Annotated in this window: 21 protein-coding genes; 9 read left to right on the plus strand and 12 right to left on the minus strand. The window is 65.8% G+C overall.

Annotated elements, in window-relative coordinates:
- Positions 1-143: 143 nt before the first annotated feature.
- Positions 144-3,506, minus strand: coding sequence for a carbamoyl-phosphate synthase large subunit (gene carB / locus ABFK29_RS00390; protein WP_040605167.1), 3,363 nt, complete (start codon positions 3,504-3,506; stop codon positions 144-146).
- Positions 3,507-3,752: 246 nt separating this feature from the next.
- The gene (locus tag ABFK29_RS00395; protein WP_040605168.1) at positions 3,753-4,979 is read right to left on the minus strand and encodes an SAM-dependent methyltransferase; all 1,227 of its coding nucleotides are present in this window, start codon (positions 4,977-4,979) and stop codon (positions 3,753-3,755) included.
- A gap of 157 nt (positions 4,980-5,136) precedes the next feature.
- Between ABFK29_RS00395 and aspS the strand changes: the two genes are divergently transcribed.
- Complete coding sequence (aspS, locus tag ABFK29_RS00400; protein WP_005863621.1) at positions 5,137-6,918, plus strand: aspartate--tRNA ligase; 1,782 nt, start codon at positions 5,137-5,139, stop codon at positions 6,916-6,918.
- A 476-nt stretch (positions 6,919-7,394) separates the two neighbouring features.
- Here the strand turns inward: aspS and ABFK29_RS00405 are convergent, their stop codons facing one another.
- The 3 genes from ABFK29_RS00405 to ABFK29_RS00415 all read right to left on the minus strand — a co-directional run bounded on the left by ABFK29_RS00405 (position 7,395) and on the right by ABFK29_RS00415 (position 9,233).
- Positions 7,395-7,631, minus strand: coding sequence for a hypothetical protein (locus ABFK29_RS00405; protein WP_005863623.1), 237 nt, complete (start codon positions 7,629-7,631; stop codon positions 7,395-7,397).
- A 134-nt stretch (positions 7,632-7,765) separates the two neighbouring features.
- A complete protein-coding gene (locus ABFK29_RS00410) occupies positions 7,766-8,242 on the minus strand; it encodes a hemerythrin domain-containing protein (RefSeq protein WP_005863625.1) in 477 nt (158 codons plus the stop codon).
- A gap of 274 nt (positions 8,243-8,516) precedes the next feature.
- Positions 8,517-9,233, minus strand: a complete 717-nt coding sequence (locus ABFK29_RS00415; RefSeq protein ID WP_005863627.1) for a response regulator — start codon at positions 9,231-9,233, stop codon at positions 8,517-8,519.
- 203 nt (positions 9,234-9,436) lie between these two features.
- Between ABFK29_RS00415 and mce the strand changes: the two genes are divergently transcribed.
- Together mce and ABFK29_RS00425 are read left to right on the plus strand one after the other, a co-directional pair.
- Positions 9,437-9,841 carry a methylmalonyl-CoA epimerase gene (gene mce, locus ABFK29_RS00420; protein WP_005863629.1) on the plus strand — a complete coding sequence of 135 codons (405 nt, stop codon included), beginning with the start codon at positions 9,437-9,439 and terminating at the stop codon, positions 9,839-9,841.
- Positions 9,841-10,131 carry a DUF1467 family protein gene (locus ABFK29_RS00425; RefSeq protein ID WP_347099883.1) on the plus strand — a complete coding sequence of 97 codons (291 nt, stop codon included), beginning with the start codon at positions 9,841-9,843 and terminating at the stop codon, positions 10,129-10,131. The genes mce and ABFK29_RS00425 overlap by 1 nt, the downstream gene beginning before the upstream one ends.
- Positions 10,132-10,306: 175 nt before the next feature.
- Here ABFK29_RS00425 and ABFK29_RS00430 read toward each other — a convergent pair whose 3' ends face one another.
- Together ABFK29_RS00430 and ABFK29_RS00435 are read right to left on the minus strand one after the other, a co-directional pair.
- Positions 10,307-10,996 (minus strand): EI24 domain-containing protein, encoded by a 690-nt coding sequence (locus tag ABFK29_RS00430; RefSeq protein WP_005864141.1) that lies wholly within the window; start codon positions 10,994-10,996, stop codon positions 10,307-10,309.
- A complete protein-coding gene (locus tag ABFK29_RS00435) occupies positions 10,993-11,571 on the minus strand; it encodes a nitroreductase family protein (protein WP_005864143.1) in 579 nt (192 codons plus the stop codon). The genes ABFK29_RS00430 and ABFK29_RS00435 overlap by 4 nt, the downstream gene beginning before the upstream one ends.
- Positions 11,572-11,671: 100 nt before the next feature.
- Between ABFK29_RS00435 and ABFK29_RS00440 the strand changes: the two genes are divergently transcribed.
- Positions 11,672-11,926: a DUF167 domain-containing protein gene (locus ABFK29_RS00440; RefSeq protein WP_005864145.1), complete on the plus strand. Its 255-nt coding sequence runs from the start codon at positions 11,672-11,674 to the stop codon at positions 11,924-11,926.
- Positions 11,927-11,936: 10 nt separating this feature from the next.
- Here ABFK29_RS00440 and arsB read toward each other — a convergent pair whose 3' ends face one another.
- Positions 11,937-12,980 carry an ACR3 family arsenite efflux transporter gene (arsB, locus tag ABFK29_RS00445; protein WP_005864146.1) on the minus strand — a complete coding sequence of 348 codons (1,044 nt, stop codon included), beginning with the start codon at positions 12,978-12,980 and terminating at the stop codon, positions 11,937-11,939.
- A gap of 125 nt (positions 12,981-13,105) precedes the next feature.
- Here arsB and ABFK29_RS00450 point away from each other — a divergent pair, with 125 nt between their 5' ends.
- From ABFK29_RS00450 to ABFK29_RS00460, 3 genes are all read left to right on the plus strand, one after another.
- Complete coding sequence (locus ABFK29_RS00450) at positions 13,106-13,429, plus strand: ArsR/SmtB family transcription factor (RefSeq protein ID WP_005864148.1); 324 nt, start codon at positions 13,106-13,108, stop codon at positions 13,427-13,429.
- A gap of 249 nt (positions 13,430-13,678) precedes the next feature.
- Positions 13,679-14,203, plus strand: a complete 525-nt coding sequence (locus ABFK29_RS00455) for a TetR/AcrR family transcriptional regulator (RefSeq protein ID WP_005864150.1) — start codon at positions 13,679-13,681, stop codon at positions 14,201-14,203.
- Positions 14,200-15,336: an MFS transporter gene (locus ABFK29_RS00460; protein WP_005864152.1), complete on the plus strand. Its 1,137-nt coding sequence runs from the start codon at positions 14,200-14,202 to the stop codon at positions 15,334-15,336. Before ABFK29_RS00455 ends, ABFK29_RS00460 begins: the two co-directional genes overlap by 4 nt.
- Before the next feature lie 150 nt (positions 15,337-15,486).
- Here the strand turns inward: ABFK29_RS00460 and clpB are convergent, their stop codons facing one another.
- Positions 15,487-18,099: an ATP-dependent chaperone ClpB gene (gene clpB, locus ABFK29_RS00465; protein ID WP_005864154.1), complete on the minus strand. Its 2,613-nt coding sequence runs from the start codon at positions 18,097-18,099 to the stop codon at positions 15,487-15,489.
- Between the two features lie 296 nt (positions 18,100-18,395).
- On the opposite strand from clpB, the gene pyrF reads away from it, so the two are divergent.
- Positions 18,396-19,151 (plus strand): orotidine-5'-phosphate decarboxylase, encoded by a 756-nt coding sequence (pyrF, locus tag ABFK29_RS00470; protein WP_005864156.1) that lies wholly within the window; start codon positions 18,396-18,398, stop codon positions 19,149-19,151.
- A 380-nt stretch (positions 19,152-19,531) separates the two neighbouring features.
- Positions 19,532-19,810 carry a hypothetical protein gene (locus tag ABFK29_RS00475; protein ID WP_005864158.1) on the plus strand — a complete coding sequence of 93 codons (279 nt, stop codon included), beginning with the start codon at positions 19,532-19,534 and terminating at the stop codon, positions 19,808-19,810.
- A 322-nt stretch (positions 19,811-20,132) separates the two neighbouring features.
- Here ABFK29_RS00475 and ABFK29_RS00480 read toward each other — a convergent pair whose 3' ends face one another.
- From ABFK29_RS00480 to ABFK29_RS00490, 3 genes are read right to left on the minus strand one after another with little or no spacing between them, the layout of a single operon-like run.
- On the minus strand, positions 20,133-20,564 hold the full coding sequence (locus ABFK29_RS00480; RefSeq protein ID WP_005864160.1) for an NUDIX hydrolase: 432 nt from the start codon (positions 20,562-20,564) through the stop codon (positions 20,133-20,135).
- Positions 20,557-20,823, minus strand: coding sequence for an NfeD family protein (locus ABFK29_RS00485; RefSeq protein WP_005864162.1), 267 nt, complete (start codon positions 20,821-20,823; stop codon positions 20,557-20,559). The genes ABFK29_RS00480 and ABFK29_RS00485 overlap by 8 nt, the downstream gene beginning before the upstream one ends.
- On the minus strand, positions 20,820-21,716 hold the full coding sequence (locus ABFK29_RS00490) for an SPFH domain-containing protein (protein WP_005864164.1): 897 nt from the start codon (positions 21,714-21,716) through the stop codon (positions 20,820-20,822). Before ABFK29_RS00490 ends, ABFK29_RS00485 begins: the two co-directional genes overlap by 4 nt.
- Between the last annotated feature and the right edge of the window lie 31 nt (positions 21,717-21,747).

A 21,747-nucleotide genomic window follows, 5' to 3' on the forward strand; every position in this document is an offset into this window, starting at 1 on the left:
TTCGGACGGATGCCATGCCTTTCGACAGGCGTTGGCCAAAGTCCCAAATCGTCCGGCCAATTCCGCGCCATCACCGACGTGAAACCGCCCTCGTCCGCATGCTCAGCGGCACCGGTGACGGGTGCCCCCAAGCGTTTGCACCGTCACCCCTGCAGCGACTTCACCACCAACTCGCCCTCTTCCCGGGCCTTCATGGCCAGCGTTGCGGCGTGGGCGCCGGCGGCGGTGGTGAAGTAGGGGATCTTGTCGTAGAGGGCGACGGAGCGGATTTCGCGGGAATCCTCGACCGCGGCGGAGCCTTCGGTGGTGTTCAGCACCAATTGCACGCCGCCGTCCTTCATCAGGTCGACGATGTTCGGCCGGCCCTCGTAGACCTTCTTCACCGTGTCGCAGGTCAGCCCGTGCTCCGACAGGAAGGCCGCCGTGCCGCTGGTGGCGATCAGGCGGAAGCCGAGGTCGGACACGATCTGCGCCGCCTCGACCATCTCCGGGGTCTTGTCGTCGTTCTTGATCGACAGGAAGACCGCGCCTTCGGTCGGCAGGTGCGTGCCCGCGCCAAGCTGGGCCTTCAGGAAGGCGCGCGGGAAGGACTTGTCCCAGCCCATGACCTCGCCGGTCGAGCGCATCTCGGGCCCGAGGATGGTGTCCACGCCGGGGAAGCGGGCGAAGGGCAGCACCGCCTCCTTGACCGAGAACCACGGCATGTCCGGATCGGCCAGCGTCATCGGATCGGCCATCGGCACGTCGGTGTCGTAGTCTATGTCGGCGGCATAGGACGGCCGCAGCGGGAAGGCCGAGAGCTTTTCTCCGGCCATCAGGCGCGCGGCGATGGAGGCAATCGCGCTGTCCGTCGCCTTGGCCACGAAGGGCACGGTGCGGGAGGCGCGCGGGTTCACCTCGATCAGGTAGATTTCGCCGTTCTTGATCGCGAACTGCACGTTCATCAGGCCGACGACGTTGAGCGCGCGGGCCAGCGCCTCCGTCTGGCGCTTGACCTCTTCGATCAGGTCCTTCGACAGGGAGTAGGGCGGCAGCGAGCAGGCACTGTCGCCGGAGTGCACGCCGGCCTCTTCGATGTGCTGCATGATGCCCGCGACGTGCACGTTCTCCCCGTCGCACAGCGCGTCGACGTCCAGTTCGGTCGCGCCGGAGAGGTAGCTGTCCAGCAGGACGGGGCTGTCGCCGGAAACGACCACGGCGTCGCGGATGTAGCGCTTGAGCCCGTCCATGTCGCGGACGATCTCCATCGCGCGGCCGCCCAGCACGTAGGAGGGGCGGATCACCAGCGGGAAGCCGATCTTGGCTGCTATGGCAAAGGCCTCTTCGTCGGTGGAGGCGATGCCGTTGTTCGGCTGCTTCAGGCCCAGCTCGTTGACGAGGTTCAGGAACCGGTCGCGGTCTTCCGCCAGGTCGATGCTGTCGGGCGTGGTGCCGAGGATCGGGATGCCCGCCTCTTCCAGCGCGTTGGCGAGCTTCAGGGGCGTCTGACCGCCGAACTGGACGATCACGCCGTGCAGCGTGCCGCGTTCCTGCTCGACCCGCATGATTTCCATCACGTGCTCGAATGTCAGCGGTTCGAAGTACAACCGGTCGGAGGTGTCGTAGTCGGTCGACACGGTTTCCGGGTTGCAGTTGATCATGATCGTCTCGTAGCCCGCATCGGCCAGCGCAAAGCAGGCGTGGCAGCAGCAGTAGTCGAACTCGATCCCCTGCCCGATCCGGTTCGGACCGCCGCCCAGCACGACCACCTTCTTGCGGTCCGAGGGGCGCGCCTCGCATTCGACCTCGCCCATCATCGGCTCTTCGTAGGTCGAATACATGTAGGGGGTCTGCGCCTCGAATTCGGCGGCGCAGGTGTCGATGCGCTTGAAAACGGCATTGACGCCGAGGTTCTGGCGGGCGCGGCGCACCTGCCCCTCGGTCCGGCCGGTCAGCTCCGCCAGACGGGCGTCGGTGAAGCCGAGCATCTTGAGCTGGCGCAGCCCGTCCTCGGTGACCGGCAGACCGTCGCGGCGCACCTCTTCCTCGGCCTCGACGATCTCGCGGATACGGTCGAGGAACCACGGGTCGTACGCGGTGACGCCCTGGATCTCGATATCCGAAAGGCCGTGGCGCATGGCCTGCGCGATGGTCCGCAGACGGTCAGGGGTGGCCTCGGACAGCGCCTTGACGACGGCCGCCTTGCCTTCGCTGCCGACCGATTCCCAATGGCCTTCCTTCAGGCCTGGAATGTCGACCTCGTTGAAGCCGGTCAGCCCGGCTTCCATCGAAGCGAGCGCTTTCTGCATGGATTCGTGGATCGTGCGGCCGATGGCCATCGCCTCGCCCACCGACTTCATCGCGGTGGTCAGCTTCGGCTCGGACCCGGGGAACTTCTCGAAGGCGAACTTCGGGATCTTGGTGACGACATAGTCGATGGTCGGCTCGAAGCTGGCGGGCGTGACCTTGGTGATGTCGTTGTCCAGCTCGTCCAGCGTGTAGCCCACGGCCAGCTTTGCGGCGATCTTGGCGATGGGGAAACCGGTGGCCTTCGACGCCAGCGCCGAGGACCGCGAGACGCGCGGGTTCATCTCGATCACCACCATGCGGCCATTCTCGGGGTTGATCGCCCACTGCACGTTGGACCCGCCGGTCTCCACCCCGATCTCGCGCAGCACGGCGATGGAGCCGTTGCGCATGATCTGGTATTCCTTGTCGGTCAGCGTCAGCGCCGGCGCCACGGTGATGCTGTCGCCGGTGTGCACCCCCATCGGGTCGACGTTCTCGATGGAGCAGACGATGATGCAGTTGTCCGCCTTGTCGCGGACGACCTCCATCTCGAACTCCTTCCAGCCCAGCAGCGACTCGTCCACCAGGATCTGCCCCACCGGAGAGGCATCCATGCCCGAACGGCAGTAGTGGATGTAATCCTCGCGGTTGTAGGCCACGCCGCCGCCGGTGCCGCCCAGCGTATAGGCGGGACGGATAATCGCCGGCAGACCGACGTAATCCAGCGTTTCCAGCGCCTTGGAGACGCCCGCGTCCAGATCGAACTTGCCCGATGCGGTCTTGGGCGCGGTGACGATGGTGGCCTTGGGGTTTTCCAGGCCGATGCGGTCCATCGCCTCGCGGAACAGCTTGCGGTCCTCGGCCATCTCGATGGCCTCGCGCTTGGCACCGATCATCTCGACGCCGTATTTCTTCAGCACACCCATCTCTTCGAGCGCGAGCGAGGTGTTCAGGCCGGTCTGCCCGCCCATTGTCGGCAGAAGCGCGTCGGGCCGCTCCTTCTCGATGATCTTGGCCACCACCTCCGGCGTGATCGGCTCGATGTAGGTGGCGTCCGCCAGCCCCGGGTCGGTCATGATCGTCGCCGGGTTGGAGTTCACCAGGATCACCCGGTATCCCTCTTCGCGCAACGCCTTGCAGGCCTGTGCGCCGGAGTAGTCGAACTCGCAGGCCTGTCCGATGACGATGGGTCCGGCGCCGATGATCATGATGGATTTGATATCGGTACGTCTGGGCATGGAAGACCTCGTCTGGCGGCGTGTTTCAGCGGGGCATGGACTCGCCTGTCCGGCCCGCAAATTGTGGCGGGTTATAGACAGGCGCCGCGCGGGTTCAACCCCCAAGCTGACGCAATGAGAGCCAAGCCGCCAAACAGCCCGAAAGGGGCACGGGGCACACGACGCGCCCCCTCCTTCATCTTGGCGATAAATACCTCCCCGCCGGAGGCGTCCCGCACCCGCCGCCCGCGCACCGCCGCGTCGGGCTCACTCCGCGGCCAGGCGGTGCTCCTCCGCCTCGGGCACATAAAGATAGTCGCGGGTGATCGGCACCGCGTCCATGCGCTTTGCCAATTGCCATTGCTGGACGTGCAGCGTGCCGATGCGGAAGGACACCTCCATCGAGGTCAGGTAGAAACGGAACATGCGCACGAACCGCGTATCGAACATCGCCTCGATCCGGTCGGCCTGCGCATCGAGCCGCTCGCGCCAGGCGTGAAGCGTCTTCGCGTAATGCAGGCGCAGCGCCTCGTCGTCGGACTGGAAGAGCCAGGCCTTCTCGATCGCGCCATAAACTTCGGAGGCGGAGGGCGCATAGCTGCCCGGGAAGATATAGCGGTCGATCCAGGGGTTGTTGGCGCGCGGCGGCCCGGATTTCACGATGGAATGGATCAGCGCGATGCCGTCCGCGCCCATCAGGTCCGCGACCTTGGCGAAATACTCGTCGAAATGCGGCGCGCCCACGTGTTCCAGCATCCCCACCGACACCACCCGGTCGAAGGTCTCGTCCAGCTTGCGGTAGTCCAGCAGGCGGAAATCGGTCACGTCCTCCAGCCCTTCGGCACGGGCGCGGGCCTGCGCGGTGGCAAGCTGGTTCTCCGACAGGGTCACACCGGTCACCCGGGCGCCGTGGTCGCGCGCCAGCGTCAGCCCCAGCCCACCCCAGCCGCAGCCGATGTCCAGCACGCGCATCCCCGGCTCGATCCTCAGCTTCGCGGCGATATGCGCCTTCTTGGCGTCCTGCGCCTCGTCCAGGGTCATGTCGGGCCGCGGCCAGTAGGCGCAGGAATACTGCATGTCTCGGTCGAGGAAGAGCGCGTAGAGATCGTCGGAGATGTCGTAGTGATGCGCCACGTTCCGCTTCGACTTGAGCGGGTTGTTGCGCTGGATGACGCCGCGCAGCGCGGTCCGGGCCTTCAGCGCGCCCATGTACCACCCCGGCATCCGGTTGTAGCTTTCGTTTTCCAGCAGAAGCGTCATGAAGCCGGTCAGGTCGTCCCCGTCGATGCGGAGCGTGCCGTCCATGTAGCACTCTCCCAGCGCCAGCGCCGGTTGCGCGACAAGCCGCCTGATCGACTCGTCTGACGTAATGTGGACGAGGATCTCGGGGCTGCCCTGTCCGTAGGTGCCGGTCTGGTCATCCGGTCCGGTGACGCGAAGCCTGCCCCTGAGGATCATCCGTTTCAGCATTCGGTCGAGTACGGTCCACCACATCGTATACCCCCATACGTTTGCCAGAAGACTGCTTTCCCAAACGTTCACCTTCGTTAATGGTTCCCTTCGGTCCAGCGTTTTTTGCGCCGCTCTTGACTTCCCGGGGCTGGAACGGTGTATCGGCGCCTGATCTAGCCGCTTTTTGAGGGGAGCCGTCATGCACGCCTACCGCAGCCACACCTGCGCCGATCTGACCAAGGATAACGTGGGCGAGACCGTGCGCCTGTCGGGCTGGGTGCATCGCATCCGCGACCACGGCGGTATCCTGTTCATCGACCTGCGCGACCACTTCGGCACCACGCAGGTGCTGTGCGACCCGGACAGCCCGGCCTTCAAGGACGTGGAGAAGGTGCGTTCCGAATGGTGCATCCGCATCGACGGCAACGTGAAGGCGCGCGACCCGGAACTGGTGAACCCGAAGCTGCCCACCGGCGAGATCGAGGTTTTCGTCCGCGAGCTCGAAGTGCTGGGCCAGGCGCAGGAACTGCCGCTGATGGTCTTCGGCGAACAGGAATACCCCGAAGAGACGCGCCTGAAGTACCGCTACCTCGACCTGCGCCGCGAGAACATGCAGCGCAACATGACGCTGCGCTCGGACGTTGTGGCGTCGATGCGCCGCCGCATGTGGGACAAGGGTTTCCGCGAGTACCAGACACCGATCATCACCGCGTCCTCGCCCGAGGGCGCGCGCGACTTCCTCGTGCCGTCGCGCCTGCACCCGGGCAAGTTCTACGCGCTGCCGCAGGCGCCGCAGCAGTTCAAGCAGCTCATCATGGTGTCGGGCTTCGACAAGTATTTCCAGATCGCGCCCTGTTTCCGCGACGAAGACCCGCGCGCCGACCGCTCGCCCACCGACTTCTACCAGCTCGACCTGGAGATGTCCTTTGTGGAGCAGCAGGACGTCTTCGACACGATTTCGCCGGTGATCGCAGGCGTCTTCGAGGAGTTCGGCGGCGGCAAGTCGGTGGACGCGCCCGAGACCTGGCCGCAGATCCCCTACAAGGAAGCGGCGCTGAAGTACGGCACCGACAAGCCCGACCTGCGCAACCCGATCGAGATGCAGGACGTGTCCGAGCATTTCCGCGGCTCGGGCTTCGCGATCTTCGCCAAGCTGCTGGAGCAGGACGGCACCGAGATCCGCGCCATCCCCGCCCCCACGGGCGGCTCGCGCAAGTTCTGCGACCGGATGAACGCCTGGGCCCAGAAAGAGGGCCTGCCGGGGATGGGCTACATCTTCTGGCGTGATCAGGGCGACGGCATGGAAGCCGCCGGTCCGCTGGCCAAGAACATCGGGCCCGAGCGGACCGAGGCGATCCGCCAGCAACTGGGCCTTGGCGTCGGCGACGCGGCGTTCTTCCTGGGCGGCAAACCGGCGTCTTTCCAGAAGGTTGCAGGCCGCGCGCGGGATGTGCTGGGTCAGGACCTGAAGCTGATCGACGAGAACCGCTTTGCCTTTGCGTGGATCGTGGACTTCCCGATCTACGAGAAGGACGAGGAAACCGGCGAGATCGACTTCGAGCACAACCCGTTCTCCATGCCGCAGGGCGGGATGGAGGCGCTGCAAGGCGATCCCATGGCGGTGAAGGGCTATCAGTACGACCTTGCCTGCAACGGTTACGAGCTGGTGTCCGGTGCGATCCGGAACCACAAGCCGGAGGTGATGCTGAAGGCGTTCGAACTGGCGGGCTACGGCGCAGACGAGGTCAAGGCGCGCTTCGGCGCCCTGTTCAACGCCTTCCACTACGGCGCACCGCCGCACGGTGGCTGCGCGGCGGGCATCGACCGGATCGTGATGCTGCTGGCCGGCACGTCGAACATCCGCGAGGTCATCATGTTCCCGATGAACCAGCGTGCCGAGGACCTGATGATGAACGCGCCGTCCGATCCCTCCAGCGACCAGCTTATGGAGTTGGGCCTGCGGATCATGCCGCGCGAGTAATCCCGGCCTCCGGCAATCGGGTTCGAGAACGAAGAAAGGGTGCCCCCGCAAGGGCACCCTTTCGTCTTTTATGGAGAGAGAGTGAGAGAGTAGTGCCGGTGGTTCCCCAGACCCGGCCGCCAGCAAAACGCTGAGGGCCCCGGCTGTATAATTGGGGACTGCGACCTGCCCACCCAGTTGAAGCACATCTGGCCGCAGTCCCCGTGGCTTGTCGGTCCGACGGCGTTCGCGGCAGATGCCACAGACGCGTCCGATCCGAACTCCGCTGCATGTCGTTTTTCAGGTGCCCTTGGTCCGCCCCCGGACCTGTGGCACCTGCGGCGTCACACCAAGCGTGAGGCCGCGTGTCGTTCGTGAGTGGTGCCCCGGGACTGACCTTCCGCCAGTCGCCGGGATGTCTGTATAGTCTGTGTGGTCTTCCGTGACGGCCTTGCGTCCGATCCGTGCCAACCCCCGTTGCACGTCCCGTCAGTTCGTCAGCGCAGGCCGCTGCCCGGCGCCAGCATTTGCGGGTCGAGCATCAGGACGGCCAGAACAATGGCCAGAGTCGCGGTGGTCACGAGTGCGAAGCGCATCTTGTCGTTGCAGCATTCCGCGGCTTCCATGCCATGCTTCTGCGCAAGGGTTCTCTTGATAAAGCACTTCAGGGTGAAGAGCGGCAGCATCAGCGCCAGAATTGCCCCAGAAACCAAAAGCGCGACTTGAGTTGCCATCCTCTAACTCCGTCTGCGGTTGTATTTACAATTAGAGATTGTAAGGCAAATGTGGCGCGATTGCGGCAAAAGGGTGCAGAATCTACGGTTTATTAACTTTTGTATATCCCGCACCCCAAACGTATAGGTTTCGCTCAGTCTTCGAGGGAATCTTCCCGTTTCTCGTCGATCAGACCGGCCTCTTCCTGCTTCCGACGAAGGAAGCGCTCGCCGTATCCCTTGATCTCCGAATCGTCGATAACCTCTTTTGCACGCGAGAAAACTTCGTCTTCTTCCTCATCGACGTGGTGTTCGTAGTCGTGCCGGAGGGTCTTGAACCTGGTCAGCCAGCCAGAGGAGGACATGTCCGTCTCGTTGAGCTCTTCCATCAGGTCGTCAAGCTGCTGGTGCTCGTGGACGGAGTGCCGTGCCGCGTCCTGACCCCAGGTCTTGGAGATCAGCTTGGAGTAGAACGTCTCTTCTTCCGCCGCCGCGTGCGCTTTCACGTCGTGGTAGAATTCGTCCCATGCCGCCTTGCGCGTGTCCGACGCGCCTGACGTGTCGGAGATCGTCTCCAGCAACGCCCGGTGCCTGTCGTGGTCGGACTTGATGGCGGTGTAGATGTCGGTCATTTCGCTCCCCTAACTGTTGTCACTCTTTTGTGCCGCGGCTCATTCGCGCGTTTTCGCGTTGAGAACGCACAACCCCGCGCCGGGTTCCGGACACGCAGGCGAATTCGCGCGCTGGGCAGGAAGCACGGCGGACCGCCCGTCCGCGCAAGCGGATGCGCGGTCGTGACGGCAGGTCCGGTTCGGACGTGGGGCAAACGGGTTTCCCCGGGCGCGGCATGCGCACCGCCCCGGGGGCTTTTCAGCTTGTCAGGTCGTCGGGGGAACGCCTGTGGGCCTACATCGCCAGCCGGTCGGTCAGCCGGTCCTGCACAAGCGCGGTCACGCGGGCGAGGCTGGATTGCATCGGCCGCCCGGATCGGCGGGCATCGGCCAGATCCTCTGCCGCGCTTTGCAGCGCGCGATCCCCGGCACTGCGCGCCACGCCGGTCAGGAACTGCGTGACATAGCGCAGGGAGCGTTCGTCGTCGCGGTCGTCCAGCACGTCGGCGGCATGGGCCATGTCGTCGCGGTAGGCCAGCGGGTCGGGCAGGATCGGGTCGTCGATCACCGGGCGCGGCCCGGTCGGCTGCCGTTCGGGCGGCAGGGCGGACAGGACGGCGGTCTGGAACGCCGTGACGGAGGCGATGGGTTTCGACAGGAAGCCGTCGGCCCCGGCAGCAAGCGCCACCTCCTCCGCAAAGCTGTCGCCGGAGGTCCCGAGCAGCACATCCACCCGCGGGCAGGCGATGGAAAGTTCCGAGATCAGCTCGGCCCCCGATCCGTCGGGCAGGCCGAGGTCGATGATGACCACGCTGGGACGGTAGACCTGCAGGTGCCGGCGCGCGGACTTCAGGCAGTCGGCGCGGCGGATGCGGGCGCCGGAGCGCAGGCACAGGAGCCGCATGGCATCGCAGGCAAAGCGGCTGTCCTCGACCACGAGGATGGTGAGCCCCAGCAGGGGCCGGGCGGCTGTGGGCCGCATGTGCGCGGCGAGGTGATCGTTGCGGTCCATTTGTCCCTCCGGGTTCCGAGTCGCCGATCATGATGCCGTCCGGCTGGTGAATAAGCGGTTAAGCAAGGTTTCGCGGGCTGTGCGGGCCTGCGCCCCTACCGGCGCCTGCGGGGTGGCGCCTGTTGTCGCGGTCCGCGTGCCGCCGCTTGTCTTGCGTGGGTCCGCGCAGGCATAAGACGGCAACCCAAGACAGGAGTTCAGGAATGATCGGTCGTCTCAACCATGTCGCCATTGCCGTCCCCGATCTGGAGGCGGCCTCTGAACAATACCGCAGCGCGCTTGGCGCCAAGGTCGGCGCGCCGCAGGACGAACCCGACCACGGGGTCACGGTGGTGTTCATCGAACTGCCGAACACCAAGATCGAACTTCTGTACCCGCTGGGCGAGGACAGCCCGATCAAGGGGTTCCTCGACAAGAACCCCTCCGGCGGCATTCACCACGTCTGCTACGAGGTCGACGACATCCTTGCCGCGCGCGACCACCTTAAGGCGACAGGCGCGCGGGTGCTGGGGTCGGGCGAGCCGAAGATCGGCGCCCATGGCAAGCCGGTGCTGTTCCTGCATCCGAAGGACTTCAACGGCTGCCTCGTGGAACTGGAGCAGGTCTGATGGGTATCACTTCCGGACTGGTGCTGTTCGCCGTCATCTGGTTCATGACGTTCCTCTGCGTGATCCCGGTGCGGCTGAAGACGCAGGGCGATGTGGGGCACGTGGTGGAGGGCACCCACGCGGGCAGCCCCGAAGTCCATAACCTGAAGAAGAAGGCGCTGATCACCACGGTGATTTCGCTGGTGCTTTGGGCGGCGATCGCGACGGTGATCCTCTCTGGCGCGATCACCGTGCGGGATATCGACGGCTGGATGTTCAACCGCATGGCGCCGCTGGACGCGCAACAGTAAGGCGGCGCATAGCCCCGCCCTACAGGGCGCCGCGCGGGAAGGATTGCGCCGCGCCACGTCCGACAGGGGAGGCGCCGCCCCGTGCCCGCATCGAATCATGCACCGCCGTGCCGTTTCAGGACCGGCAGCAGTAGGGCGGGGCTATGCGCCGCCCTAGGCCCGGTTGAGACCCGGTTCAGGTCCGGTTCAGGCCGTGGAAGATGTGGGTGAACGTCGCCGCGCCCAGCACCGGGATCAGCAGGTTCACCAACGGCACGGACAGCGGCATGGCCATCAGCACGCCCCCGGCCCAGATCGTCACCAGGTGCCTCCGCCAGAGCCGCTTCGCCTCCACCCGGCCGACGCGGCGCATGGCGGCGAGGATGAAGTATTCCCGCCCCAGCAGGAAGCCGTTGAGCCCCCAGAAGATGAACGGCGCGAGGGGGGCGAACAGCAGGTAGAGCACCAGCGCCACCCCGTTCGCCAGCACCATGGTGCCCAGGAAACCCAGCCCGTCCAGCGCCGCTTCGGAGAACGGCACAGACGTGGCGCGGCCGGCGTCGGGGTAGTGCACGTCCTCCACCGCCTGCGCGACCTCTTCGAGAAAAAGGCCGGTGACGGCCGAGGCCACCGGCACCATCAGGAAGACCGAGGCCACCATCGTCACCGGCACCATGGCCCAGCTCAGCACGTTGTCGATCCAGGTGATCGTGCCGATCCACGGCAGGGTCAGGCTGTCGCCCACCAGCCAGCCCGCGCCCCAGACCATCAGCGCGGCGAAGGCGAACAGCACCGCGACGGTGATCCCCACCCCGCGCAGCAGCACGGAGCGGAAGCGCGGATCGCCCATCTGGCCCAACGCCTTGAAGAAGGCGTCGAAGATCATGCGTCCACCCAGGTGGTGATGGCGCCGAGGTCGGGGCGCGGCCGGTCCGGCGGCGTCGCGGTTTCCGTGCCGATGTGGACAAAGCCCGCGATGGTCTCGTTCTCTGCCAGTCCCAGGGCATCGCGGCGGAAGTCCGCGTCGTGGCTCGCCCAGCCCGACAGCCAGTTCGCGCCCCAGCCGCTGGCCAGCGCCGCGTTCAGCAGCGCGAGGCAGACGGCCCCGGCGGAATAGGTCTGTTCGATGGCCGGGATCTTCTCGGACGGTTTCTGCACCTCGATCACCGCGACGCAGAGCGGGCTGTCGTCGAAGGCCGCGCGCGCCTTGGCGATGGTGGGTTCGTCCTTGCCGAGGCGCGCGCCCGTGGCCGCCACCTCGCCCGCCATCCGGTGCAGCGCGTCGCCCGACAGCACGATGAAGCGCCACGGCTCCAGCTTGCCGTGATCCGGCGAGCGGGCGGCGGCGGTCAGCAGCGTTTCCAGCGTCGCGCGGTCCGGGACGGGGGCGGTCAGCGTCTTGGAGGGACGAGAACGGCGGGTGAGAAGGAAGTCCATCGCTTCCGGGTTCGGGGTGGGCATGCGGCCTCTCCTTGTCTTGTCGGGTGGTATGAAAGCCCTGAGCGCCCGGGATTCAACCGGGAAAGTTGCGGGATTGTCGTCAGGATGCTAGCGCCACCCCATGAAACCGCCCGATCTCTCCGACCTCGCCGTGCCCGGCGCGACCCTCGCGGTACGTGTCACGCCCAAGGCCTCGCGCAACGCGGTGGAGCGGACCGACGACGCGCTCCGGGTCTATGTGACCACCGTGCCGGAGGGTGGCAAGGCGACGGCGGCGGTCGTCAAGCTGCTGGCAAAAGCCCTTGGCGTGCCGAAGTCGCGGCTGGAGCTGGTCCGGGGAGAGACCTCACGCGACAAGGTGTTCCGGGTGCTGTGAGCCTGCGCCGTCACGCCATGCCGGGAAAGCGCGCCCTCGTACGGTTCGCGAAGGCGACAAGCGACAGCATCACCGGCACCTCGACCAGCACGCCGACCACAGTGGCCAGCGCCGCACCGGAGTTCAGCCCGAAGAGCGAGATCGCCACGGCCACCGCCAGTTCGAAGAAGTTCGACGTGCCGATCATCGCGCAGGGTGCGGCGATGCGGTGCGGCACCTTCAGCAGGAAGGCCGCGCCGTAGGCCAGCGCGAAGATGCCGTAGCTCTGGATCAGGATGGGTACGGCGATCAGTGCGATGACAACGGGACGGTTCAGGATGACCTCGCCCTGCAGGCCGAAGAGGATCGCGACCGTGGCCACGAGACCGATCATCGAGAGCGGCTTGACCCGAGCAGAGAAGGCGTCGATCGCGGCATCGGATCCCAGCATCCGGCGGGTGATCAGCCCGGCGATCAGGGGCAGCACGACGTAAAGCACCGTCGCCAGAACCAGCGTGTTCCAGGGCACGGCGATCTCCGTCACGCCCAAAAGCAACGCCACGATGGGCGCGAAGGCCACCACCATGATCAGGTCGTTCACCGACACCTGCACCAGCGTGTAGGTCGCATCCCCGCGTGTGAGCTGCGACCAGACGAAAACCATGGCCGTGCAGGGCGCCGCGCACAGCAGGATCAGCCCAGCGATGTACTGGGAGGCATCTTCGGGCGCGATCCACGGCGCGAAGATGTGGTCGAAGAACAGCACGGCCAGAAACGCCATGGTGAAGGGCTTGATTAGCCAGTTGACGGTGAGCGTTACCATCAGGCCCCTTGGCTGCCTTGCCACGCCCGCCACGGCGCCGAAGTCGACGCCGACCATCATCGGGTAGACCATGGCCCAGATCAGCACCGCGACCACCAGATTGATCGAGGCGACCTCGGCCCCGGCGATGGCCTGAACCAAGCCCGGCGCCACCACGCCGACGGCGATGCCGCCGAACATGGCGAGCGCCACCCAGAGGGTCAGCAGGCGTTCGAATGGGCCCATGGGTTGCGGGGCGGCTGCGTCGCTCATCGTTCCCTCCGGCCCCGTCTGCGGGCTGTCATGATGGTGTCATTTCGCGGAATCCCGAATTGAGGGCGGTGTAGCCCCCGCCCGCCGATCTTGTCAAGATTCGTCATTTCGCGTATTCACGAAACATGGATCAGGCCAAGGCAACGGACGCTTTCACCGCGCTGGCGCACGACGTGCGGCTGTCGGTGTTCCGTCTGCTGGTGAAACGCGGGCCGGACGGCACCCCCGCGATGGAAGTCGGGCGCCTGCTGGACCTCAAGCCCTCGACCCTGTCGGGCCATCTGTCGGTGCTCAAGCGCGCCGGTCTGGTGACGGCGACACGTCAGCACCGCGAGGTGCTTTATGCCCCGAACTTCTCGGCGGTGAACGGGCTGGTCACCTTCCTGCTGGAGGACTGCTGCGGCGGCGATCCGGCGGCCTGCGCCGGCATCGGCCTGCCCCTGCGCTGAACTCTGCCCCCCAAACGGCGGAGAGCGCATACAGCGGAGGTCCCCAACCTTTTTCGGCAACTGGCGTCCCGCACGGATGGCTGGCCTCTGGCCACAACGCCGTGCCGACAGCATTGCCCGAAATGAACGCTACGACTGCTGATCGCGGATGCCAGCTTGGCCGGACGAAGCCAACCTTGGTGCCTTTCGTCTTGCAATGTAAAACGTTCGTTTTACATTGGGACCCATGGACCCTGAAGGAGGCTAGCCATGGATATGACGACCAAGCTCACCGCCGCCGCCGAGCGTCTCTTTGACCGGCACGGCTACATGGCCACCGGCATGGACCGGCTGACTGAGGCTGCGGGAATGTCGAGCCGGACGCTCTACAAGCATGCGGGCAGCAAGGCGCAGCTCATGGCACGGGTGCTGACCGAGCGGGACCGGCGGTTCATGGCCCGGCTCGATGTGCGGACCGTCGATGCGCTGTTCGCGGCGCTTGAGGACTGGGTGCGGGTCGAGGGCACGCGAGGGTGCCTGTTCCTGCGGTCGCGTGCCGAAACCGGCGGCGACACGCCCGAGATCGCGGAGGTAGTCGCGCTGCACAAGACGGCGTTTCATCGACGGATCGAAGAGGTTGTCGCGACAGACCTCGGACGCGAAGATCCGGTGCTCGCCGAGCAGGTGCTGGTTCTCCTCGAAGGGGCGACCCACGCAGCGGTCTACCGGGGCGCAGATGCCGTGTCCGCCGCGCGGGCGGCGGCCGCCATCCTGATCGAGAGGGCCCGATCATGAGTCCCGCGCTTCGCATCGGTGCGACAGGCTTCGGCCTGATCGCGGTCTGCTATGGCTTCGCCCGCTTCGCCTTTGGCCTGTTCCTGCCGCAGATCGACGGCGATCTGAGCCTCGGCCCCTCGCTCAGCGGGATCATTTCCGGTGGCTCCTTCGCTGGCTATTGCATCGCCATTGTCGCTTCTGCCGTGCTGACCGAACGGATCGGCGCGCGCGCGGTCGCTGTCGGCGCTGCCATCGTCGCCGCCGTCGGTATGGCCGGGATCGCGCTTGCGCCATCGCCACTGATCCTTGCCATCGCCGTGGTGGTGGCGGGATCGAGCACGGGCCTCGCCTCTCCGCCCATGGCCGCAGCCGTGGCGGCCACGGTGCAGAAGAGCCGCCAGAACCTCACGAACACGGTGATCAATGCGGGCGTGAGCGCGGGGGTGGCCCTGTCGGGGCCGATCGCCCTGGCCATCGCCGGGCAATGGCGGCTGGCCTTTGGCGCGTTCGCCGCCGTCGCGGTTGTGCTGACGGTTGCGGCCGCGGCCTCCCTTCCGGCCTCTCGGGGTGGCGAGGGCGCTGGCGGTCTTCCTCCGATGACTGGCCCGGTTCTGCGCCTGATCTCCGCATCGTTCCTGATGGGCGCGGCGAGCACCGCCCTGTGGTCCTTCGGAGGCCAGCTCGTGTCGCAGCAACTCGGATGGGGGCCGACGGGAACCGGGCTTCTCTGGACCTGTATCGGCGCTGGCGGCATTGCTGGCGCCTGGGCCGGCAAGCTTGTCGACCGGTTCGGTCTCGACCCCGTTCACTGGTCTTTCCTGGGGCTGATGGCCGCGAGCATCTTTGCAGTCGGATCGGGCGTCGCCACACCCTCACTCGTTTTGATCGGAGGCGCTCTCTTCGGTGCGGCGTATGTGATGCTGACGGGGGTCTACCTCGTCTGGGGAACCCACGCCCTGCCGGACCGTCCCGCGACCGGGCTCATGATCGGGTTCCTGACCATCGCCGTGGGCCAGACCGCCGGTGCGCCTCTCTTCGGGTTTCTGATGGCAGGTCCGGGCGCAGGACCGGCTGTGACATGTTTCGCTGGCATCGCACTGCTTGCGGGGGCCTTTCGGGCAAGAAGCGTGACCGGCAGTGCGGTTGCGTAGCAAGATCAACCGGGGAGCGGTGCGCACGCATGTCGTGGAAGGGCTCTGAAGCGGTCATTGGCTTCGCGCGGTTTCCCGGCTTGCGGGTGTACGTGGCATGAAAAAAGGCGGGGCTTCCCCCGCCTTTCTCTTTGCCTTCCGGCGTCAGGATCAGTGCACCACGGCATCGTCCGGCTTGGGCCGGTTGGTGGCGCCGACGCGGTCGCCGATCAGGAGGCCTTCTGCCCCGGCAGAGACCGGAACCACGTCGCCGTCGTTCACGTCGCCGGACAGCAGCATCTCGGCCAGCGGGTCCTGCAGCGCGCGCTGGATCACCCGCTTCAGCGGACGCGCACCGAACACCGGGTCGTAGCCCTCGTCCGCCAGCCACGCCTTCGCCGCGTCGTCCAGCTCCAGCCGGATCTTGCGGGCCGCGAGCCGCTTCAGCAGACGGCGGAGCTGGATCTCCACGATGCCGCCCATGTCCTCGCGCTTCAGCCGGTCGAAGATGATCGTCTCGTCGAGACGGTTCAGGAACTCCGGCCGGAAGTGGGCGCGGACCGCGTCCATCACGTCGCGCTTGGCCTGACCGCCGTCAGCGCCTTCCGGCAACTGGCTGAGCGCCTGGGACCCAAGGTTCGACGTCAGCACGATCAGCGTCTGCTTGAAGTCCACGGTGCGGCCCTGACCGTCGGTCAGCATACCGTCATCGAGGACCTGCAACAGCACGTTGAACACGTCCGGGTGCGCCTTCTCGACCTCGTCGAACAGCACGACCTGATACGGACGCCGCCGCACGGCTTCGGTCAGGACACCGCCCTCGTCGTAGCCCACGTAGCCCGGAGGCGCGCCGATCAGGCGCGCGACCGCATGCTTCTCCATGAACTCCGACATGTCGATGCGGACCATCGCGGAGTCGTCGTCGAACAGGAATTCCGCCACGGCTTTCGTCAGCTCGGTCTTACCGACGCCGGTGGGGCCGAGGAACAGGAAGCTGCCCAGCGGGCGGTTCTCGTCGTTGAGGCCCGCACGGGCCCGGCGCACGGCATTCGCCACCGCCGTCACCGCCTGGTTCTGGCCGACAACCCGACGATGCAGGTTCTCTTCCATGCCCAGCAGCTTTTCGCGTTCGCCTTCCAGCATCTTGCCGGCGGGAATACCGGTCCAGCGCTCCACGACAGAGGCGATCTGATCCGGGCGCACCGCTTCCTCGACCATGACGTCGTCGGACGCCTCGGCCTCGGCCAGCTGCTTCTCCAGCCCCGGGATGATGCCGTAGGACAGTTCCCCGGCGCGGGCGAGGTTGCCCTGCCGTTTCACCTGCTCCAGCTCGGCACGGGCGCGGTCCAGTTGCTCCTTCACGTCGTTGGCCGAGGCCAGCTTGTCACGCTCCGCCTGCCAGCGCGCGGTCATCTCCGCGCTCTGCTCCTGCAGGTCGGCGAGGTCCTTCTCCAGCTTCTCCAGCCGGTCCTTGGAGGCCTGATCGTCCTCGGACCGCAGGGCTTCGACCTCGATCTGCTTCTGCAGGATGTCGCGGTCGAGCGCGTCGAGTTCCTCCGGCTTCGAATCCACCTCCATCCGGAGACGGCTGGCGGCCTCGTCCATCAGGTCGATGGCCTTGTCCGGCAGGAAACGGTCGGTGATGTAGCGATGCGACAACTGCGCCGCCGCCACCAGCGCGGAGTCGGCGATCCGCACGCCGTGGTGCAGTTCGTACTTCTCCTTGATACCGCGCAGGATCGAGATGGTGTCGTCCACCGTCGGCTCCTCGACCATGACCGGCTGGAAGCGCCGTGCCAGTGCCGCGTCCTTCTCGACGTGCTTGCGGTATTCGTCCAGCGTGGTTGCGCCGACGCAGTGCAGCTCACCGCGGGCGAGCGCCGGTTTCAGCAGGTTGGACGCATCCATCGCGCCATCCGCCTTGCCTGCGCCGACCAGCGTGTGCATCTCGTCGATGAACAGCACGATCTCACCGGCGGCCGAGGTGACCTCCGACAGGATCGACTTCAGACGCTCCTCGAACTCGCCCCGGTACTTCGCACCGGCAATCAGCGCGCCCATGTCGAGCGCCAGAAGACGCTTGTTCTTCAGGCTTTCGGGCACGTCGCCGTTGACGATCCGCAGGGCGAGGCCCTCCGCGATCGCGGTCTTGCCGACGCCCGGCTCACCGATGAGCACCGGGTTGTTCTTGGTCCGGCGGGACAGCACCTGCATGGTACGGCGGATTTCCTCGTCACGGCCGATGATCGGGTCGATCTTGCCCTCGCGGGCGCGGTCGGTCAGGTCCAGCGTGTACTTCTTCAGCGCCTCATAGCTGTCTTCGGCATTGGCGCTGTCCGCCGTGCGCCCCTTGCGCACGTCGTTGATGGCCTCGTTCAGACCCTGCGGCGAGACCTTGCCGGCTTCCAGCGCCTCTTTCGCGGGGGATTTCACCATGGCCAGCGCCATGAGCATCCGCTCTACCGGGACAAAGCTGTCGCCGGCCTTCTTGGCGATCTTCTCGGCCTCGTCCAGCACCTTGCCGGTGGCGGAATCGAGGTACACCTGCCCGGCGTCGCCGGACACTTTCGGGATCTTCGCCAGCTTGGTGTCCAGCACCTGCACCACGCGCTTCGGCTCTCCGCCGGAGGCTGCGATCAGGTTGGTTGCCAGTCCCTGCTCATCGTCCATCAGCGCCTTGAGCAGGTGCTCCGGGGCCAGCTTCTGGTGGCTCTCCCGCATCGCGATGGTCTGCGCGGCCTGAACGAAACCGCGCGCACGTTCCGTGAACTTGTCCAAGTTCATCTTACTCTCCTTTGCACAAGCACCCCTATGCGACCGCGCCTGCACAAGGCAGCGCCCGGCCTCTTGGGCCTCGCATGATAAATGGGCCTGTTTGCGCTCCCCTTCAAGACATTCGTTGCAAAAATGCAACGCGACTGGCGGGCCCGGCTCAGTCAGGTCCTCCACCCGCCCGGACAGGTTCCGGCAACCGGGACAGATGGTGCGCGCGCCACGGCCCGACCACTGCGTGACAGGTCCCCCGCGCTTGACGCGACACGTCCGGGCGGTCACATGAGAAAAACATCAGGAGCCCAGCCATGACCCTTGCCCGCGCCACCGAACAGAATGCCTCAAATGCCGCCGATGACCGGCTGATCGTGGCGCTGGACGTCCCGAACGTGCTGGAGGGCATCGACCTCGTGCAAAAGCTGGGGGACACGGTGTCCTTCTACAAGATCGGGCTGGGTATGCTGACCGGCGGCGGGCTGGCGCTGGCGAACGAACTGAAGGCCGAACACGGCAAGCGCATCTTCCTCGACATGAAGCTGTTCGACATCGGCGCCACCATCGAAGCGGCGGTGCGGGGCATCGCGCAGTTCGACCTCGACTTCCTCACCGTGCACGGCGACCCCTACGTGGTCCGCGCCGCAAAGCAGGGCGCTGCCGGGTCCGACCTGAAGATCCTCGCCGTGACCGTTCTGACATCGCTGGACCGCGACGACCTCGACTCGGCGCTCATCAAGGATGGCATGATCCCCGACCTCGTGACCGAGCGGGCGGGACGCGCCTTCGAGGCCGGAGCGGACGGGGTGATCTGTTCGCCGAACGAGGCGGCGCAGATCCGCGCCCTGCCGGAGGCCGACGGGCGCCTGATCGTGACCCCCGGTGTGCGCCCCTTCGGTGCCGACGTCGGCGACCAGAAACGCATCGCCACGCCGGCGCAGGCGATTCGCGATGGCGCGGACCACATCGTCGTCGGACGCCCCGTGCATCGCGCCGCATCGCCCAGACAGGCGGCAGAGGACATCGTGGCAGAGCTGCGCTCCCCTCAGGCGCAGCGCGCGAACACCTGAACGTTTCAATCACGCCCTGAAACATGTGAGCCGTCTAAATCCAGCAGGATTCAGGCGGCTCTATCGCTATATCTGGTCGATTTTGGAACCGTGTCGGCGGGCTTTGCGTTTTTTACCTGTTGGAAGTGCAGAAATGCCGATCTGGCGGAGGCAAACGTGGGCAACGTTCGAAATAATTTGACACGTGGTCGTGATGCAACGCTTGCCGCAAGGACAACTATGGGCGAAAAGGCGCCTAGAGCTGCGCTGTATTCCGCTTGCACATTGGAGTCACAGGGAAATTCCTTACCTGACTCTGTGATGAAACTTATCCACAAGTTCTTACGTTATGTGTATACCGGGGCCAAAAATGAGGTCCGTCACAAAAAAGGGTTGAGGTTATGAGCGATATGACACCCCGAATTCACGACGTCCGTTACAACGCCGCCGAACAGTGCTTCGAGGCTCTTGTGACCCTTCACACGCCCGGTGGACGGGTGCGCGTGGCCAGCACGTTCTCCGCGCCGATGACCACCGATTTCGAGGCCGCCTCGCGTGGGTTGCTGAACACCGCGCTGATGGCGTTGGGCGACCGCGCCGCGCTGAAATCGCGCGAACTGCGCACGCCGATCGTTCCGCCGCGCACCGCCGTGGCGTCGCACATGCCACACGCCGCCTGAGAGTTTTCGTCGTGCTGTCGATGGTATCCGGCACGACACCTTCTGCCTGCCGCTCATACGCCTGTATGAGCCTGCCTGACCGACCCCCTTCTGTCCCTCGGGGCGCGGTCTGACTGCCGGGGCGCCGCACGCTGCCTTTCGCGGCCCCCGGCTTTTTCTCCCCAAGCGGGAGACCCATTTTCGCCGCGCCTGCCCGTCATGGCCTTCCCGTCATGGCACTGCGTGGCACGATCTGCCTGAAGCCCATGCGCCTGTATGGGCCTGCCTTCCGGGATCTCTACTGTCCCCTGAGACCCGGACAAACTTCCGGGACGTGTCAGTTTCAGACACGTCCCGGTTTTTTTTGACCCGAGTGCAGATAGTTGGCGAGGATGCCGCGGAAGGGCCAGACAGCATCCGGAGCATTGACGAAATCCATCGGTGCGATGGCCGCCCACTCCAGCCCTTCGCCGCCAAAGCGGACCTCATCCACCAGACTTGCCGGGCCATGCGCCGCGAAGAACCAGCTTTGCCGCCCGTCGACCTCGCGCAGGTGCACCCAGCGGAGCAGGCCGGGGTCCAGCGCCAGCCCCAGCTCCTCACGCGTCTCTCGCAGGACGCAGGCTATGGGGTCTTCGCCGCCTTCCGCCAGACCGCCGGGGAAATCCAGCATCCCCGGCCACGACAGGCCCGGCGCGAAGTCGCGGCGCAGGACCAGCAATTCGTCGCCGGCGAACAGCATCACCTTGGCGCCGACGAAGCGGCGGCTATTCATTGATGTCCGTTGTCCAGATCTTCACCTGGCCCTTCCGCTCGCCGACGAGTTTGCGGATCACCAGCCACGCCACCAGTGAGGCGACGGCCCAGATCAGCAGCGTCACCGGCAGGGAGCCTAGCCCCGTCACCAGAAGCAGCAGCCCGACCACGAAGGCCCCGACCGCCAGCCCGAGGGCGATGAAGCCGGGCGCCAGCACCTCGACGATCAAAAGGACGATCCCGCCCGCGATCCAGAGCCACCAGGTGTCCCAGCTCACGACTTGCCTCCCTTGAATAGCTTGAATGCATCTCCGAAGGCCTCGATCGCGCTCGACGGCAGGACGACGGTCTGCGTGCCGCCCTTCTCGGCGATGCGGCGCAGGGCGTCGACCTGTTTCAGCGCGACCTCGTATTGCGCGGCCTCGACGCCGTTTTCGCGGATGACCTTGGCGACGACCTCGTTGGCGTAGGCCTCCGCATCGGCGGTGATCCGGCGTGCCTCGGCCTCCTGCTTGGCGGCGTAAAGCTGGGCGTCGGCGGCCAGTTCGACCGCGCGGCGCTTGCCCTCCGCCTCTGTCACCTGTGCGCGACGGGCGCGTTCCGCGTTGAGCTGCTGGAGCATCGCATCGCGAGTCGCCTGGTCGAGGTTCACGTCGAGGATTTCAGCGCGCGTCACCTCGATCCCCCAGTTGTCGACCGCGTCCTCGACCAGCATCTTGATCTCGGAAATCAGGCGCGAGCGGTTCGACTGCACTTCGTCCAGTTCCATCTTGCCGATCTCGGCGCGGACGATGCCCGCCACGGTGGTGGCTATGGCCGCGTCCACGTCACGGATCCGGTAGACTGTCTTTTCCGGCTCAAGAATGCGGTAGAAGACGGAGGTTTCCACCTCGACCAGCACGTTGTCCATGGTGATCGCGTCCTGCGACGCGGTGGGCAACTGGCGTTCGAGGATCGAGATCTTGTGCCGGACCTTGTCGAGGAACGGGATGATGAAGTTGATCCCCGGCCCCAGAACCGCGCGCAGCCGGCCAAAGCGTTCGACCACGTGCTTTTCGGACTGCGGCACGATCCGCACACCAAGGAAGATGCAAAGCAGGATGAAGACCGCCAGAAGCAGGAAAACGATGTTCCCGCCGAGGAATTCGGCGATCAGCGACTCAATGGGCATCGAAGGACCTTTCTCGGAAATAATCTTGGAC

This window comes from Sagittula stellata E-37 (assembly GCF_039724765.1).
Taxonomy (GTDB): domain Bacteria; phylum Pseudomonadota; class Alphaproteobacteria; order Rhodobacterales; family Rhodobacteraceae; genus Sagittula; species Sagittula stellata.

Excerpts from the sequence above, each read along its gene's own strand:
- ABFK29_RS00435 (WP_005864143.1), bottom strand. The coding sequence starts at position 11,571 with ATGCCCACCCCGAACCCGGAAGCGATGGACTTCCTTCTCACCCGCCGT.
- ABFK29_RS00395 (WP_040605168.1), bottom strand. The coding sequence starts at position 4,979 with ATGTGGTGGACCGTACTCGACCGAATGCTGAAACGGATGATCCTCAGG.
- ABFK29_RS00490 (WP_005864164.1), bottom strand. The coding sequence starts at position 21,716 with ATGCCCATTGAGTCGCTGATCGCCGAATTCCTCGGCGGGAACATCGTT.
- carB (WP_040605167.1), bottom strand. The coding sequence starts at position 3,506 with ATGCCCAGACGTACCGATATCAAATCCATCATGATCATCGGCGCCGGA.
- ABFK29_RS00425 (WP_347099883.1), top strand. The coding sequence starts at position 9,841 with ATGGGTATCACTTCCGGACTGGTGCTGTTCGCCGTCATCTGGTTCATG.
- pyrF (WP_005864156.1), top strand. The coding sequence starts at position 18,396 with ATGACCCTTGCCCGCGCCACCGAACAGAATGCCTCAAATGCCGCCGAT.
- ABFK29_RS00410 (WP_005863625.1), bottom strand. The coding sequence starts at position 8,242 with ATGACCGACATCTACACCGCCATCAAGTCCGACCACGACAGGCACCGG.
- clpB (WP_005864154.1), bottom strand. The coding sequence starts at position 18,099 with ATGAACTTGGACAAGTTCACGGAACGTGCGCGCGGTTTCGTTCAGGCC.
- arsB (WP_005864146.1), bottom strand. The coding sequence starts at position 12,980 with ATGAGCGACGCAGCCGCCCCGCAACCCATGGGCCCATTCGAACGCCTG.
- ABFK29_RS00415 (WP_005863627.1), bottom strand. The coding sequence starts at position 9,233 with ATGGACCGCAACGATCACCTCGCCGCGCACATGCGGCCCACAGCCGCC.
- ABFK29_RS00450 (WP_005864148.1), top strand. The coding sequence starts at position 13,106 with ATGGATCAGGCCAAGGCAACGGACGCTTTCACCGCGCTGGCGCACGAC.
- ABFK29_RS00455 (WP_005864150.1), top strand. The coding sequence starts at position 13,679 with ATGGATATGACGACCAAGCTCACCGCCGCCGCCGAGCGTCTCTTTGAC.
- ABFK29_RS00460 (WP_005864152.1), top strand. The coding sequence starts at position 14,200 with ATGAGTCCCGCGCTTCGCATCGGTGCGACAGGCTTCGGCCTGATCGCG.
- ABFK29_RS00475 (WP_005864158.1), top strand. The coding sequence starts at position 19,532 with ATGAGCGATATGACACCCCGAATTCACGACGTCCGTTACAACGCCGCC.
- ABFK29_RS00480 (WP_005864160.1), bottom strand. The coding sequence starts at position 20,564 with ATGAATAGCCGCCGCTTCGTCGGCGCCAAGGTGATGCTGTTCGCCGGC.
- aspS (WP_005863621.1), top strand. The coding sequence starts at position 5,137 with ATGCACGCCTACCGCAGCCACACCTGCGCCGATCTGACCAAGGATAAC.
- ABFK29_RS00405 (WP_005863623.1), bottom strand. The coding sequence starts at position 7,631 with ATGGCAACTCAAGTCGCGCTTTTGGTTTCTGGGGCAATTCTGGCGCTG.
- mce (WP_005863629.1), top strand. The coding sequence starts at position 9,437 with ATGATCGGTCGTCTCAACCATGTCGCCATTGCCGTCCCCGATCTGGAG.
- ABFK29_RS00430 (WP_005864141.1), bottom strand. The coding sequence starts at position 10,996 with ATGATCTTCGACGCCTTCTTCAAGGCGTTGGGCCAGATGGGCGATCCG.
- ABFK29_RS00440 (WP_005864145.1), top strand. The coding sequence starts at position 11,672 with ATGAAACCGCCCGATCTCTCCGACCTCGCCGTGCCCGGCGCGACCCTC.